Origin of the sequence: Alteromonas confluentis (genome assembly GCF_001757105.1) — a bacterium.
Classification (GTDB): Bacteria; Pseudomonadota; Gammaproteobacteria; order Enterobacterales; family Alteromonadaceae; genus Alteromonas; species Alteromonas confluentis.
This window is the reverse complement of sequence record NZ_MDHN01000016.1, coordinates 1-15891: the sequence shown is the minus strand read 5'-3', so window position 1 is coordinate 15891 and position 15891 is coordinate 1. Positions and strand designations below refer to the sequence as shown.

Genomic DNA, 15891 nt, shown 5'->3' with positions numbered 1-15891 from the left:
CAAACGGCGCGATATTGCTATCGCGCCGTTTTTGTTTGTACGGGTTTTTAGTACCGAATTGTTAGAACAGCACTTTAACTAAAGCGCCTACTCTTCGTGAATCATTTCTTTCAGATATTGAAACAGTTCGCGGAATGCTTTTGGAGGCCCGTTCTTTTCACGCTCTTTTTTAATCTGGCGGTGGAACTGGCGTAGCTTTTGGCGATCGAGCTGCGGATATTCTTCCATTAAGCGCTGAATACCGTCATCACCATGATTGATAACGTCTTCACGGGCTTTTTCCAGCGCGTGGAAGGCCGCATTCTGCGCCTGGTGCTGGTGGGTTAACCGGGCCATGGCTGCTTCGATGTCTGACACATCACGGCTACGCATTAATTTACCGATAAACTGAAGCTGTCGGCGGAAGCCATCTTTCTTGCGGTTGATATTCCGCGCCAGCATGACCGAATCTTCCAACTCTTCATCCATTGGAATGGTCGCCAGGTGGGCGGCAGACAGATTCACCAAGTCTTCGCCTAGCTTCTGAAGCTCTTCAGACTGGCGTTTCAGTTCAGATTTACTGACAATTTCGGAGCCGTCTTCAGGCTGACCATCGTCAAAATAGTTTTCTTCGTCAGAATGATGCTTGTTATCGCTCATTTGGCACTCATAAATGTTACACTGCAGTATTCGAGTATTGTGACATACAGACGGAAATAGCGAAACTCACTATGCAAATAGAAAAGCAAATTGCGGAAATCCAGGGCGTTGTCGACGACGTGCTGAACATGGCTCTGAGTAAAGGCGCCACGCAGGCCGAGGCCAGTATGTCGAAAGTGCAGGGCATTTCTGTGTCTTCCCGCATGGGCGATGTGGAGAATGTTGAATTTAACAATGACGGTGGACTGGGTATCAGTGTTTACGTGGGTAAGCACAAAGGTAGCGCCTCAACCGCTGATCTGAGTAAAGAAGCACTGGCTCTGACAGTAGAAAAAGCGGTGGATATTGCCCGTTACACCAGCGAAGACCCGTGCACCGGCCTGGCTGATGAAGACTTAATCGCCACCGAATTTCCGGATCTGGAACTGTATCATCCTATCGAGTTAGACCCGCAAAAAGGTATCGAGCTTGCCATTGAAGCCGAAAAGGCCGCGCTTGAGTACGATGAGCGCATTACCAATTCTGATGGTGCTTCTTACAACGCTAATCTGGGTATGCGGGTTTATGGTAATACCCATGGAATCAACGCTGGCTACCCGAGCAGCCGCTATAGCCTAAGCTGCATGATGATTGGAGCACAAGACGGCGACATGCAACGCGATTACGCGTACACAGTGAGCCGTCAGGCCCATTTATTGAAATCTGCAGCAGAGGTTGGCCGTGAGGCTGCCGAAGCCACTGTAGCCCGTTTGGGGGCGCGTAAGCTGCCTACGGGTAAAGTGCCTGTGATGCTGCACCGCGATGTCGCTAGCTCTTTGTTTGGTCACTACGTGAGTGCTATCAGCGGTGGTAGTTTGTATCGTCGTTCATCGTTCCTGCTCGACAAACTGGGTGAGCAGGTGTTTCCCGAATGGCTGAATATTGAAGAAAAGCCGTTCCTGAAAGGCGGTCTGGCCAGCTCCAGCTTCGACTCTGAAGGTGTCGCTACTAAAGACATGACCATTGTGGAAAATGGTTTATTGTCACACTACCTGTACACCACTTATTCTGCTCGCAAGCTGGACGTGAAGTCTAACGGCCATGCTGGCGGTATTCATAACTGGATAATCGGTACAACCGGTCAGTCTGATGCCGAAATGCTCAAAGAAATGGGCACAGGATTATTGGTGACCGAGCTAATGGGGCAGGGTGTAAACACCGTAACCGGCGACTACTCCCGTGGCGCAGCAGGTTTCTGGGTCGAAAACGGTATTATCCAGTATCCGGTAGCCGAAGTGACCATTGCCGGTAACTTGAAAGACATGTTCATGAACATTGCTGCCATCGGCGCTGAGCGCGAGTTACGCGGCGGTGTACAAACCGGTTCTGTATTGATTGGTGAAATGCGAGTGGCGGGGAGTTAAGTCCGCACTCGTAAATTTCAGGCATAAAAAAACGCAGCGTTAAAGCTGCGTTTTTTGCTTGTGGTTATCAGTAGATAAGCAGCGTGCTTATTGGTCTACTGAACCACAGAAACGGTAACCTTCACCGTGGATGGTTACGATCAATTCTTCTTCGCTTGGCTCAGACTCGAAGTGCTTACGAATACGACGAATGGTTACGTCTACCGTACGGTCATTCGGGCGCAGTTCACGGCCAGTCATTTCCATGATCAGTTGTTCACGGGTAAGGATTTTGCCTGGGTTGCTCAGGAACAGGTGCAATGCACGGAACTCGGAGCGTGGCAGACGGAATTCTGTACCGCTTGGTGAGATCAGTGAGCGGCTATCGCCATCCAGCGTCCAACCATTGAAGCTAACGCGGCTTGGTAAGTCGTCGTCTTCAGCAGAGTTAGTGGTACGTGCAAGCAGGTTACGAGCACGAATCGTTAACTCACGTGGGTTAAATGGCTTCGTCAGGTAGTCATCGGCACCGATTTCCAGACCTAAAATACGGTCTACATCGTTGTCACGACCAGTCAGGAAGATAAGGCCGACATTTTTGCGGTCGCGAACTTCACGCGCCAGGATCAGACCATTCTTACCTGGCAGGTTAATGTCCATAATAACCAGATTGATAGAGTGGTTTTCAAAAAAGTCATGCATTTGATCGCCATTTTCGGCCTCAAACACATTGTAGCCTTCAGCTTCAAATAAGCTTTTCAGCGTGGTACGGGTTACCACTTCATCTTCAACAATTAAAATATTTGGCGTATGCATGGTGTTTTACACTCTTCTACAATCGATTAAGCTGCTTCTTCTGACAAATTCTAATATCCGATAGCCTGTTTTAAAAGTACTTATCGGACAACTTGTCTACGGTATAAGTTTTCGTACAAAAATTACAAGGGCTTATTCACCTTTTAACGGTAATTTTCCACTTTCAGAGCTTTCGACAGGGAAAATGATAAGAAATTCCACGCCGTTGCCTTCTTCACTGGTAATTGTGATGGTGCCGTTTAATGCCTGAGTCACCAGGTTATACACCAGATGCATTCCCAGACCGGAGCCACCTTGCCCTCGTTTTGTTGTAACAAACGGGTCAAAGATACGTTTGCGGATGTCGTTGGAGATCCCTTTTCCGTTATCTTTGTAAATTAGTTTCATTTTTGTCGGCGTCATCATTTCTGCAATGATGTTTATTTCGCCGTGATCCATGTCTTCAAAACCATGAATAACTGAATTCATGATTAGATTGATCAGGATTTGGTTGATTGGCCCTGCTTTGGTTTTAATAACCAGTGCAGGATCGCAATCTACCCGGATATCATGCTCGACTTGCTTTAGCCGGGGCCGCAGAGATAAAAGTATCTCATTGACCAGTTGGGAAAAGCAAAAAATACGGTCATTTTCTGATGATTGATCTACAGCCACCTGTTTAAAACTGGAAATCAGCTCGGCTGCGCGATTCAGGTTACGGTAAATAATATTCAGATTTTCCTGACTTTCGGTCAGAAACCGAGCCATTGTACTGGCTTTTAATGTTTTACTCTCGAATTCTTTTTGAATTATTGCTAATCGGTCCAACATCATGGTTGATGCAGTTACCCCAAGACCTATTGGCGTGTTAACTTCGTGGGCCACCCCGGCAACCATATCGCCCAACGATGCCATCTTTTCGTTCTGCACAATTTGGCGTTGAAACTGGTGTAATTTTTCCAGCGTCTGGATAAGTTCGCGGTTTGCCTCTTTGAGGGCCAAAGTACGCTGACTTACCATGTCTTCCAGACTCGCATTTAGCTTACGATGTTGCTCTTCTGCCATCCGTTGTTTTTGTACATATTCCTGCACCCGGCTCAGCATGACATTAATCGATACAGAAAGGTCTGCAATTTCACGAATATTGGTGGGTTCGGCCCGGGCGCTGTAGTCTCGTTGGCGAGATGTGTTACTGAGAAAGTCACCAAGTCGTTCTATAGGCTGGGTGATCAGCTTCTGCATGCGCAGCGAAACTATTAAACACAACGCCAGGATCACGATAATAACGGCTACCGTGGTAAAAATGGCTTGTTCAATTTCCCGGTTCAAGCGCTGTGTGGAAAATTTGATATAGACGTAGCCAGCCGTTCTGCCTTGTTGATTCTCAATCGCCCGGGCAATTTCGATGGCATCTGCAGTCATCACAGGCTCGAAATATTGGCCGATGGAAGTTTGTTTCGGCGTTGCTGGAAAGTCACCCTCGCGGGTATAACTGGCAAGCGGATTAAGATCGCCAGCTTCATCTTGTTCATAAATCCTAAGGTTAATCAGATCGGGCGATGCTGCGAGCTTGCTAAGATGACCATCAAGCTGTTCTTCTTCGTGGTCACTCAAACCGCTAATTATCATATCGCCATAGATAGCGCCTAGCAGGTCGGCGAAAATCACCACGTCGTTGCGCAAGGTTTCGCGGTAATGTTTTATTTGGTTGTAACTGGTGAGCCCCGCAGACACGATGAGTGACAAGGTGGCAATGGCCATCACAACCCAGAGAAAAAGGCTTCTTATCGATAGCTGCACGGTTGGCTGTGACATTTGTTATGAATGATTATAATTTGCGCACTCTTACGCTAAATATGGCTGAAAGAGGCGCAAAAATAAAGCGGGATGATTATTTATCTTTTTCTAATGGCTCATTGAGGCATAAAGAGCGCGATAGGATTCCGCGGCCGTTTCCCAAGTGAAACGGGTATTCATGCCGCGAATTTGCATCTCACGGAACTTCACCGGGTGCTCATAATAGAATAATAAAGCGCGACGGATACAGCTTAGCAGTGCCGCTGGGCTCGGCGCATTAAACACAAAACCTGTGGCATTGTCTTTGTCTTGATTCGTGTCGACTACCGTATCTTTTAAGCCTCCCACAGCACGAACAATAGGCAATGTGCCATAAGCCAGACTGTACATCTGATTCAGTCCACATGGCTCGAATTGAGAAGGCATCAGGAAAAAGTCTGCGCCAGCTTCAACCAGGTGCGCATGATGAACACTAAAGCCATTGATGAAAGCAAACTGGGAAGCATGGTTTTGGGCAAATTCATCCAAATCCATACACACCTTCGGATCGCCGGTGCCTACAATAACGAGCTGCACATTGTGGTGCATGAGTTCCTGAAGAATAGGTACTAAGTAGCCGAATCCTTTTTGGTCTGTCAGGCGGCAAACCATGCCGAGTAGCGGCACGTCTGCATTAAGCGGCAGATGACTGATTTCCTGTAGCGCCAGCTTACACATTTTCTTGTCGTGCAAGGTGTCGGCTGAGTAATTTTTGGGAAGGTATTCGTCGTCTTGCGGATTCCACTGGCCATAATCACATCCGTTTAGAATGCCGCTTAAATCTTGCTGGCGGGTAACTAACCGGTCGTGTAGCCCGTGCGAACCTAAATCGGTAAGCAGTTCCTCGGCGTAATTCGGGCTCACCGTAGTAATTTTAGTGGCGAACTCGATACCCGACTGCAGCATATTGATATAGCCACCATGCACTTGTGAGGCAATAGCAGGGTGATGGCGTAAGTAAGGAATATCGTCTAACTTGGTTACGCCCTGAAAAGCCGCATTGTGAATAGTGAAAACGGTTTTAGTGGTGTTGAAAAAACCAGAATGATCATTGTGAAGCAGGAATGGCAGCATTGCCGTGTGCCAGTCGTGGCAATGAATGACATCGGGCTGAATACTCAGTGCTTGCAAAGCATTGAGTGCCGCACCGCAAAAGAAACTGAAGCGTTCGGAATTATCAGCGTAAGCTTCATAAGTGCTGGTGTACAGGCCTTCACGGTCGAAGTATTCAGGGTAATCTATGAAATAAACGTCAATGTCATTCCAGGACAATTGCTTAATGTTGTAGTGGTAAACCTTGCCTTCTGTAAACAGCGTTTGCTGGGCGCAGGCGTCAGCAAGCTTGTACTGCTCAGCAATGGCTTTGTAATACGGCATCACGATGCTGACCTGTTCACCAGCTTTCTTAAGCGCCAGTGGCAGTGCTTTTCCAACGTCGGCGAGACCGCCTGTTTTAACTAAATCTTCTACTTCCGAAATGGCGAAAACAATATTCACGGCAAGTCTCCAAACAACCCAAAGCCACGGTGCGTTTTGTACACATGCTATGTAAGTGTGACACCGGTTATATTCAACTAAACGTTATCACACAGAATTAAATCTGCCTAACCTGTTGTGCTCATGTACAGGGAAAAGCGGGTATCCTGCGCCACGGTGTGCGTTTGAGGGAACACATCGCCTAGCAAGCCAGGGTAGGGCAAGAATCGATTTGCCACCATTTGCAGAGTGCCACCAGAGGCAAGACGCTGCTTACTGTCTTCAATAAATCTGCGGGTAATGGTGTAATCGGTTTTTACGCCCGTGTGGAAAGGCGGATTAGTAACAATGTGCGAAAAGTTACGCTCGATGCCATGCAGGCCGTTTGCGGCCAACAAACAAGCAGACTGCTGGTTAGCGTTTAAGGTACGCGCGGCGCAATAGATGGCCAGGGCGCTCACATCCAGCAGTTGCATATCGAGGTGAGGGAAGCGCTTGAGTAGATAAGCCCCAATGACGCCCGCACCGCACGCGAAATCCAGTACCCTGCCACGTAAACGGTCAGAGCCTTTTTTCAGCAACATGCGAGTACCTTCATCAAGCTCGCCGTGGCTGAACACACCCGGTAACGACACTACTTCCCAGGTAAGTTCGTCCACTTCGTACTCTGATTCGGTGAGCCAGTCTGCCGGAGAAAAAGCCGGGCCTGTGGTTTCTGGCATTACGGTAACCAAGCTGCAATGGCGGGCAGAGTCGATTTTTTGGTTAGGGCCAATTTTGTCGGTGAGTTTGGCAACGCTTTTTATGCCGCCTTTGTTTTCACCGACAATGTGAATTCTGCCACCTTCAGATAAAGCGCTATGGGCCATTGCCAGCAGCATTTGTGTGTGCGGCTTCGACTTGGGCATAAATATCAGAATATCTGAAAACGTCTTTTCGGCAGGAATAAACGGTGAGAACCAGTGCATATGACCACTGGCTTTTTGTTCAATACAAAACCCATGTTCTCGTTGGCTTACATCGCGACTGTCGAATTCGCAGGATGGGATCACCCGCACGCTTTCTGCAAAAATATCGAAATACTGATGCAAAAAGGTGGCTGGTTTATTGTCGAGTAAATCAGCGAAATAGGCATCGCTGGGATTAATGAATAACCAGTTTCCAGTATCAAAAAGCTCAAGGTTCCGTTCTAATAACTGGCTTTGCGGGCTCAACATGTTGTTTTAGGTTCCGTTTATTTTATTTATTGTTTTGTATTAATTTGTGCGCTGGTAAATCAGGTCCCAAACGCCGTGGCCCAGCTTCTGACCACGTACTTCAAATTTCGTAATAGGACGATAGTCCGGGCGCGGCACATAATCGCCGTCGGTGGCGGTATTTTTATACCCTGGGGCCGCATTCATGACTTCAGCCATGTGCTCTGCATATTGTTCCCAGTCGGTTGCCATATGAAATTTACCGCCAATAGCTAGCTTCTCACGTACCATCTGTACAAATTCAGGCTGTACTATACGACGTTTATGATGACGTTTTTTGTGCCATGGATCAGGAAAGTAGAGTTGAACCCGGGCAAGACTGCCGTCGGGAATCATTTTCTTGAAAACTTCTACCGCGTCGTACTCCATGACACGTAAGTTTGTCAGGCCGCGTTCTCCAGCTTCAGACAAACAAGCGCCCACGCCAGGGCGATGAACTTCAATACCAATAAAGTTGGTGTTTGGGTCGTTCTCTGCCATTTCTACCAGAGATTTGCCCATTCCGAAACCAATTTCCAACACAACCGGGTTGTCATTGCCAAACAATTCAGTAAAAGAGAGTAAGTTTTCCTGAAAATCTACCCCCATGGTTGGCCAGAAGGATTCAAGCGCTTTCGCCTGACCGTTCGTTAATCTGCCTTCCCGTTTTACGAAGCTGCGAACTTTGCTGACGTATACGCCAGCCGCTTCTGCTTCTTCCTGATTTTTGTATTGACCCATGCTGCGCCCATTTTTTTAGCTGTTGAAACCGGGCGGCATTATGCCCACTGCCCGGCTGATTGCAATAATCTCTGCTGTATTTTACTGCAAATCCGTGTGAAGTGGGGTGCGTTAGCCGCAAATCGCCTGAATTGATTGCGCCAGCGTGTCTGGTTGCTCTAAAAGGCACATATGTCCTGCACCTTTTACTGTGATCAGATGAGAAGATGGGATTTCATCAGCGGCCTGTTGTAATGAAGAAAACGGCACCAACTCATCATCTTCGGCGGCAATGATGTTCACCGGGAAAGTACAGGTTTTAAGTTTATCGATAATGGCTGGTCTGGGAGTAGTTGCATTGGTATGGGCAAGCAATGTGGCCGCGCCTAAATCTTTACCCATCTCTCGCACTACACCAGCAACGTCTGGGGTGTTCTGGTGCGAAGGGTGCACAAAGCGCGAAACGTAAGCGGCTTTATCTGGCTGAAAACTGCCTTTTTTCAGCATAGTCACCAATTGGCCGCGACGCTTTTCTTCTTCAGCGGTAAGGCCATAGGGCGATGCGCCAATCATAGTGAGTGATGCCACCTTAGTTTGATTCTGCGTAGCCCAGGTTGCAGCCATATAACCGCCCATCGAGAAACCCACTAGGTGGACTTTTTCGTTGTCGAGCACCCGGTCTGATGTTAGTGCCAGCATGTCTTCTTTTGAGCTCGCCCACTGTAGCGGCACGTAACGGCGCTGATAAATAGAGAGTTGCCGCCACACTGGGAGCCACACGCGCTCGTCACAAAGAGTACCGGGAAGAAACAACGTAGGCTTTGACACAAAAGCTCCTGACTGGGTTTGGTATTGACTTGTGCATGTTATCATACACCGCATCAAGACCGACCGATTTTAGTATTCGATGACAAAGCCATTTTCCCGCCTCGTGCTCGACTGGTTCGATAAGCACGGCCGCAAGACATTGCCCTGGCAGCAGGATATTTCTGCTTACCGGGTGTGGGTGTCTGAAATTATGTTGCAGCAAACTCAGGTAACCACAGTAATTCCGTACTTTGAGCGCTTTATGGCGCGATTTCCTACCGTGGTGGATTTAGCCGACGCTCCCCAGGACGATGTACTGCATCTATGGACCGGCCTTGGTTATTACGCCCGTGCCCGAAACCTGCACAAAGCCGCACAGCAAATCGCCAGTGAATATGGCGGTGAATTCCCGCAAACGTTTGAAGAAGTGATGGCGCTACCCGGCATAGGCCGTTCTACTGCAGGGGCGATTCTCTCTATTGCGTGCGGGCAGAATCATCCTATTCTCGATGGCAATGTAAAGCGCGTACTGGCACGTTACTACGCCGTAGAGGGCTGGCCCGGACAGAAAGCGGTAGAAAATCAGCTGTGGGAATATGCCACAGCCAATACGCCGAATGAGCGTTGTAATCACTACACGCAGGTGATGATGGATTTGGGCGCTATGGTTTGCACTCGTTCGAAGCCTCGTTGTGATGAGTGTCCGCTGCAATCAGGTTGTCTGGCCTATGCGCAAGGAAGACAAGCCGAATTCCCCGGAAAGAAACCGAAGAAAACGTTGCCAGTTCGCACTACTACCATGCTAGCCGTGTTCTATAACGGCACTGTATTAATGGAACAGCGCCCACCAACCGGATTGTGGGGCGGGCTATTCGGCTTTCTGGAAACTGAACTTCCGGTAGATGATGCGATTAAGGCGCTGCCTTTTGAAATATCAGGCCATAAAGCGCTGGAAGGCTTTCGTCATACCTTCAGTCATTTTCACCTGGATATTCAGCCTTATCTGTTGTTTGTTGATGCTCCTGGCGGCTTGCAGGTAAATGAAAGCAATCAGCGCTGGTTCAATATTGACGAATCATTGGGAGTAGGCACTGCAGCACCAACGCAAAAAATTATCTCGCAGATAAAACAAATCCTTTAGACTATGCCCATTATTGCCTGTGTTTAGTGAATGGCGCGGGCATCGCAGCGCTCAGACCCGATTTAAGGAGACACTATGAGCAGACAAGTATTTTGCCAGCACTTCAACAAAGAAGCCGACGGCCTGGATTTTCAGCTTTACCCCGGCGAGCTGGGTAAGCGCATCTTCGACAATATCTCCAAAGAGGCATTTTCTGAGTGGCAGAAGAAGCAAACCATGCTGATCAACGAGAAAAAGCTCAATATGATGGAGCCCACCGACAGAAAATTTCTCGAAGAGCAGATGGAAGCATTTTTATTTGAAGGTAAAGAACCTTCCATTGAAGGCTATGTGCCCCCGAAAAAGTAATCTAAACCGGATGAAAAACGCGCGGGTTGCTGTTTTTTTCTCGGAATTGCGCAACTAATGCGCAGTTGAAAAAAATATGAAGAAAAACGGTTGACTTGAAGCACGGAAATCCGTTTAATACGCACCCACAGCAGGACAGGCTTCAAAAAGCCACCCGCTAAACAGTTTCAGCCTCGATAGCTCAGTTGGTAGAGCAGCGGATTGAAAATCCGCGTGTCCCTGGTTCGATCCCGGGTCGAGGCACCACTTATTAAGAAGCCCTGATCAGAAATGGTCGGGGCTTTTCTCGTTAATTCACCTTAATAATTGATTGTTAAATGGTGTTCCAAAAATATCTTCCAAGCTTTCTAACCAGTTTTCGCTAAGAGAAAATGCTTTGTATTTAGGGTGAACATATTTACGGACATTTATCCATTTTTGATTGAGAATTTTTTTACTGCATAAAGCTCTAGATACATTGTTGGTAAATTTTGCGTTGTCGGGATTAACCAGGTAGTTATTAATGCTGTTTGTAATATCTATTCCGAAACTATGTTCTTTTCCACTTAACAGTTGATCGTCTGTCACCCATTAACCATGAGTGGTGCACTTATTATCTGAATTCGGGACCTAATGCGATTGTAAGTCTGATTCTAGCGTTTAACTTTCATTGAACTATTCTCGATAATCGTTACTATTCGCATTTATTTCGCAATATGTGAGCGCTGTTTTGAAACTTTGGGTACGACGACTGCATCTTATTTTAGCGCTGGCGTGTGGGTTATTTATTATTTGCCTCAGTATCACCGGTGCGCTACTCATTTATGCAAAGGATATCCAAACCTTGGTCCAGCCAGAAAAGTGGACCATAAAGCCTCAAGGCTCGCCGCTACCGCTTTCCAGTATTGTGAACTCGTTAGAAAACCAGACGGGTAAGAAGGTCGAGCTCTTAATGCCCGAGTCAGACCCTGAACTTGCTTGGCAAGCGAAGCTCAACAACAGCGAATACATAAGCGTAAACCCTAACTCTGCCGAAATACTCCATAGATACGATTATTACAGCACGTTTTATGGGTTCACCATGGCTATTCATCGATGGCTGTTGTATCAAGATGGTGACAACGAAAGGCCACTTAGAAACTGGGTGTCTGTTAGTGCCTTGGTACTACTTCTTGAAGTGATAGTGGGTTTTTACCTTTGGGTAAAACCAAAAAATAGATTAAAACGCCTTGCGATTATGCGCCGCGCCAAGTTTCGAATTCTCATGTATCAACTCCATACCGTGCTGGGCGTTTATTTAGCTATACCGCTCATACTTATCGCGTTTAGCGGTATGGCGTTTAAATGGAAAGGCGCTACGCAGCAGGTGGTGGAAGCTGTTACTTTTTCAAAGGTCGAGACTAGGCCAGTTCCAGCGCCGTTATCTTACGAAACGAATATCACTCCATTGGCGATTGATGACGCCTACCAAAATGCCATGGAGGTTTTTCCTAATGCGTCATTATTTCGCATTTATTTCCCTAAAAAGCCGAGTGAACACCTAGGATTTAGAATGCAAAACCCAGGTGAAAGCCACGCCTATAGTTGGGTATGGGCTAACCCTTTGAATGGGAAAGTAACGGGCTATTACGATGCGTCAAAAGCGAATGTTGCGACGCAGGTGTGGAACTTCAAATACAAATTTCACATAGGCGACTTCGCAGGCCCATTGCTTGAATTTATCTGGTTAGTTATCGCATTACTTCCAGCGTTTTTTACAATTACAGGGTTTTATTTTTGGTATAAACGCCATTACAAATGACGCGCTTTTATGGCTGAGCGACGGGCTTCAAATTCATCTAATCTAGATTTCATTATCTAAGCTCACTACTAAAATTATTCAGGGTAATGAGAATGATTTTTATTTGCTTTACATTGTGAATTTGCATCTTTAGTATAACGCGCCTTTCCTAAACCTATTTTCTAAAAAGAGTTTTCATGTTTAAACCATCGCTTACGCTTATTGCCCTAGTTGTTAGTGCACCTTCTCTGGCGAATGATGCCCCAAACGATATGGAACGCATTATTGTTTCTGGAAGTCGTGTTATCGAAAGTATTGATGAAGTACCTGCGTCGATCACCGTTATTTCCAGAAAACAGATTGAAGATCACCTGAAGGTGAACCCTGAACTACAAAGCTTGTTAGCGCAGATGGTACCGGGCTTAGCTCCTGATACGGGTAGTTCGAGCAATACTGGCCAGTCGTTGCGCGGACGAGCTCCGCTTGTGATGATTGACGGCGTGCCCCAGTCTACGCCGCTTAGAAATGGCTCGTTAGGTGTAAAGACGATTGACCCTAGCGCGCTTGCTAGAATTGAGGTAATTAAGGGTGCCACGTCTGTTTATGGTAACGGAGCGTCGGGCGGAATTATCAACTACATTACTAAACAAGCGACGGCGCAAGACACGCATGAGGGCCAAGTGAGTTTGTCCTCACGTTTTAGCGCAGTGAAGCTTGAAGAGTCAGCCGGTGCACGTATTTCAGCTGCGATTAACGGGAAGGTGGAGAATTTTGATTACCTTGTAACCGCCAGCTACGAGGAAAACGGCGTTCAGCGCGATGCTGAAGGCGATATTCTAGGTTTGCAGTACGGTTTGTCAGATGCTGAAACACAGAATTACTTTACCAAATTAGGTTACGATTTCGATCAAGAAAAACGTCTTCAGTTCAGCTACAACTACTTCAGCTCTCAACAAAAAACTGACTTGGCGGATGTTCCCGGAGACATCAACGAAGGTGTTAAAACCTACGCTATTCACGTACCTGAAGCTCTGCAAAAACGCGGGAAACCACAGGGGCCTGACGGTAATGAGAACATTACTCTGAAATACACAGACAGCAATATCTTTGCAAACAGCGAAATGACGCTTGATGTGTACACACAGGATATTGAGAACGTATTTTTCTTTTCACCTAACTTAGCTAATCCAGATGAAGGCTACGACGGTGGTCAGTCTATCATTCGCTCTGAAAAGCGCGGCGCTCGCGCGATGTTTAATACTGCTGTTGATTTTGATGGTGTTGAAGCTACGTTCATTTATGGTATCGACGCACTGAAAGACACCACCTCACAGCCGCTGGTTGATGGGCGCGTGTGGGTTCCTGAAATGGAAATGGACAGCTTAGCTGGCTTTTTACAAACGAAATGGGTAATTAGCGACGACGTTATCATAAAGGCTGGTGTGAGAAGGGAAAGCATCGACTTATCGGTTGATGACTACGAAACATTGAAGCTGTGTCGCTCAGAAACCCAATGTTCTGTTCCTCTTCAGGTTACGGGTGACACCATAGATTACGACGCCACTACTTATAACATTGCGATAAAGTACAACTGGAGCGACAGCTTTAGCCCGTTCTTCAATTACTCGCAGGGTTCAGACATCGCTGACATTGGCCGCCTACTGCGCGCTGCAACGGTAGATGATATTGGTCTTATTCAAACGGAAGCTTCTATCATCGATAACTACGAAGTGGGCTTCACTTCTCTTTTCGACCAAGTACGCCTTGAAGTTGCGGCTTACAGAAGTACATCTGAACTAGGTACGACCAATAGTTTCAACGAGGTGACAGGTGTATATGAGCCTGTACGCGCACCACAGGAAATTTGGGGTTATGAAGGCTTAGTAGACTATCGAATCTCTGAAACGCTCAACGTGGTAGCTACATATAGTTACGTTGAAGGGAAAAATACCGAAGCTGACGTGTACCTTGGATCTCGCCAAATTAGCCCACCCAAAGCAACGGCAAACGTAAATTGGAAACCATCAGACACTTTATCGCTAATAGTTAGCTATCTGTATGTGGGTGACCGTAAACGCTTCTCGCCAAATGCTGACGGCGACTATGTGGGCGATCAAGGACCTATATCGAGCTACAATATTGTTAACCTAAGTGGACAATACCAGTTCGCTGAAAACTGGAATGCGTTTATGGGTGTCGAGAACCTGTTTAACAGTGACTACTATCCTGCGCGCGCTCAGTCGTATACCTATGGTGGCTACAATATTAAAGGGTTAGGCACCACGGCAACCCTTGGTGTGACTTACTCATTCTAACTAATACCACCTCGTCTAATGCAGGCGAGGTGTCTTTTCCTTGCCATCACTTTCAACCCTCATAGTTGGTGAATTTCACCGTAATGCCGCCATTCTCTCCCGCTTTCAGCTTATTTGCGCCTTTTGCCCACGGTTCGTGTCCATTAACAGTATGCGTCCGGTAAATCACACCTTCTGAAATAAATGCGGTTACCAGAAAATATTTGCTGATCTTGTCCGGAGGTGTCATTGAAGCGAAAAACGTTAGATGAGTGGAAACAGTTAATTGAGGAACAACAAAAGAGCGGCTTATTTATTGTTGCCTTTTGCAGAGAAAATAAATTACCCATTTCAAACTTTTATAAATACTGCGGTCTCAATTGGAGGACTTATTCGCATCTTCCACAGCTAAAACCAATTGTTTAACCATACAATTGAACTTCCGCTTCATTGTCTGCAGCAGCCCTTAACTGATGTAACAAGATAATTTCCTTAATGCTCTGCACCGAGAAAGTTCATTTTTATAATGGTGTTAGACTATATACTCCTTTTTCCACAAGATCCTACACGAGAACTGTGATAAGGCATTAACTGAAAATAGGTCATGTTAATTACAGTTAACATGACCTATCGTAAAAATACATTGTTTATATTCCCATAGGGGCAAAGCTGTTCTTTATTTCTCTCACATAGGCTTCTGGAGAAAACCTATATATACACGTTTGACTAAGGGCTGCCGTTAACCCTGATAAAAATGCGACGACGTGAGAGCACCCCTCTTAACAAGAAATTTTGCACTTCACTCGCCAGTTTAGGTGTGACGATTTTTTTGTATTTGTCACAGCATTTTGTCACATAAGGATTTTTTCAAGTTCAATTAAATCAATAGTTTGGATCGTTCGATGAAACCTGATAGGGATTGAAAATCCGCGTGTCCCTGGTTCGATCCCGGGTCGAGGTACCATCATTGAAGCCCTTGCAGAAATGCGAGGGCTTTTTTGTTTGCCCAGCGAAGCTGGCAAACCCGTCAGGTTGAAAGAAACCTGAATCACCCTGACTGAGGGGAAGATAATCCGAATGGCAAGGGCGTTGCTGGCCAACGGCAGGGTCTGAAGGAAGCCATAGGAAGTTAGAAGTACACAACGAAAGTGAACCTGATTCGGCAATGCAGGAGGGTAAGCGTGCAAAATAGCGTGAAGCCCGATACTCGGTCAGTCCTGTATTGTGCTTGAGGGTGGGATTTCTAACAGGGAGCCAGTGCAGTAACTGGGGAAGCCTGACACCGTCTCTGGTGATAAACCAGAAGCATCTGTACGAGAGGAAACTCAAGGCAGGTGTTGGTGCGAGGTGGCAGATGATGCCGTAGTAGTGAGTAAGGTCCGGCCTGAGAAAGCCAGTAATGGTGTGGAGGATAAAACCGGACTGACCATCTGCATTAAGTCAGATGGGGTCTTTACAG

15 protein-coding genes and 1 tRNA gene are annotated in these 15891 nt (G+C 46.7%); 7 read left to right on the top strand and 9 right to left on the bottom strand.

Annotation, left to right across the window (positions count from 1 at the left end; all coding sequences use genetic code 11):
• Positions 1–87: 87 nt before the first annotated feature.
• Positions 88–639 (bottom strand): ribosome biogenesis factor YjgA, encoded by a 552-nt coding sequence (yjgA, locus tag BFC18_RS08335; protein WP_070125110.1) that lies wholly within the window; start codon positions 637–639, stop codon positions 88–90.
• A gap of 71 nt (positions 640–710) precedes the next feature.
• On the opposite strand from yjgA, the gene pmbA reads away from it, so the two are divergent.
• Positions 711–2042: a metalloprotease PmbA gene (gene pmbA / locus BFC18_RS08330; RefSeq protein ID WP_070125109.1), complete on the top strand. Its 1332-nt coding sequence runs from the start codon at positions 711–713 to the stop codon at positions 2040–2042.
• An 87-nt stretch (positions 2043–2129) separates the two neighbouring features.
• Here the strand turns inward: pmbA and arcA are convergent, their stop codons facing one another.
• The 6 genes from arcA to BFC18_RS08300 all read right to left on the bottom strand — a co-directional run bounded on the left by arcA (position 2130) and on the right by BFC18_RS08300 (position 8911).
• Entirely contained in the window at positions 2130–2837 is a 708-nt protein-coding gene (gene arcA / locus BFC18_RS08325; protein WP_070125108.1) for a two-component system response regulator ArcA, read from the bottom strand.
• 132 nt (positions 2838–2969) lie between these two features.
• Positions 2970–4631, bottom strand: a complete 1662-nt coding sequence (locus BFC18_RS08320; protein WP_070125107.1) for a sensor histidine kinase — start codon at positions 4629–4631, stop codon at positions 2970–2972.
• Between the two features lie 90 nt (positions 4632–4721).
• Positions 4722–6149: a glycogen synthase GlgA gene (glgA, locus tag BFC18_RS08315; RefSeq protein ID WP_070125106.1), complete on the bottom strand. Its 1428-nt coding sequence runs from the start codon at positions 6147–6149 to the stop codon at positions 4722–4724.
• A gap of 107 nt (positions 6150–6256) precedes the next feature.
• Positions 6257–7345, bottom strand: coding sequence for a methyltransferase (locus tag BFC18_RS08310; protein ID WP_070125105.1), 1089 nt, complete (start codon positions 7343–7345; stop codon positions 6257–6259).
• A 39-nt stretch (positions 7346–7384) separates the two neighbouring features.
• A complete protein-coding gene (gene trmB / locus BFC18_RS08305; RefSeq protein WP_070125104.1) occupies positions 7385–8104 on the bottom strand; it encodes a tRNA (guanosine(46)-N7)-methyltransferase TrmB in 720 nt (239 codons plus the stop codon).
• 111 nt (positions 8105–8215) lie between these two features.
• Positions 8216–8911: an alpha/beta fold hydrolase gene (locus BFC18_RS08300; RefSeq protein WP_245680360.1), complete on the bottom strand. Its 696-nt coding sequence runs from the start codon at positions 8909–8911 to the stop codon at positions 8216–8218.
• 79 nt (positions 8912–8990) lie between these two features.
• Here BFC18_RS08300 and mutY point away from each other — a divergent pair, with 79 nt between their 5' ends.
• The 3 genes from mutY (at position 8991) to BFC18_RS08285 (ending at position 10625) form a co-directional block, all read left to right on the top strand.
• Entirely contained in the window at positions 8991–10031 is a 1041-nt protein-coding gene (gene mutY / locus BFC18_RS08295; RefSeq protein ID WP_070125102.1) for an A/G-specific adenine glycosylase, read from the top strand.
• 75 nt (positions 10032–10106) lie between these two features.
• On the top strand, positions 10107–10379 hold the full coding sequence (locus BFC18_RS08290) for an oxidative damage protection protein (RefSeq protein ID WP_070125101.1): 273 nt from the start codon (positions 10107–10109) through the stop codon (positions 10377–10379).
• A gap of 170 nt (positions 10380–10549) precedes the next feature.
• Positions 10550–10625: transfer RNA gene (locus BFC18_RS08285), tRNA-Phe, on the top strand.
• Between the two features lie 48 nt (positions 10626–10673).
• Here BFC18_RS08285 and BFC18_RS21610 read toward each other — a convergent pair.
• Positions 10674–10946, bottom strand: coding sequence for a hypothetical protein (locus BFC18_RS21610; RefSeq protein WP_139138973.1), 273 nt, complete (start codon positions 10944–10946; stop codon positions 10674–10676).
• A 142-nt stretch (positions 10947–11088) separates the two neighbouring features.
• On the opposite strand from BFC18_RS21610, the gene BFC18_RS08280 reads away from it, so the two are divergent.
• Entirely contained in the window at positions 11089–12159 is a 1071-nt protein-coding gene (locus BFC18_RS08280) for a PepSY-associated TM helix domain-containing protein (protein ID WP_070125100.1), read from the top strand.
• Positions 12160–12335: 176 nt separating this feature from the next.
• Positions 12336–14453, top strand: a complete 2118-nt coding sequence (locus BFC18_RS08275; RefSeq protein ID WP_070125099.1) for a TonB-dependent receptor — start codon at positions 12336–12338, stop codon at positions 14451–14453.
• A 52-nt stretch (positions 14454–14505) separates the two neighbouring features.
• Here the strand turns inward: BFC18_RS08275 and BFC18_RS21680 are convergent, their stop codons facing one another.
• Complete coding sequence (locus BFC18_RS21680) at positions 14506–14682, bottom strand: hypothetical protein (protein ID WP_170826579.1); 177 nt, start codon at positions 14680–14682, stop codon at positions 14506–14508.
• Here BFC18_RS21680 and tnpA point away from each other — a divergent pair.
• On the top strand, positions 14676–14858 hold the full coding sequence (gene tnpA, locus BFC18_RS22130) for an IS66 family insertion sequence element accessory protein TnpA (RefSeq protein ID WP_425388360.1): 183 nt from the start codon (positions 14676–14678) through the stop codon (positions 14856–14858). The two genes, BFC18_RS21680 and tnpA, sit on opposite strands and share 7 nt — an antisense overlap.
• Positions 14859–15891: the final 1033 nt, after the last annotated feature.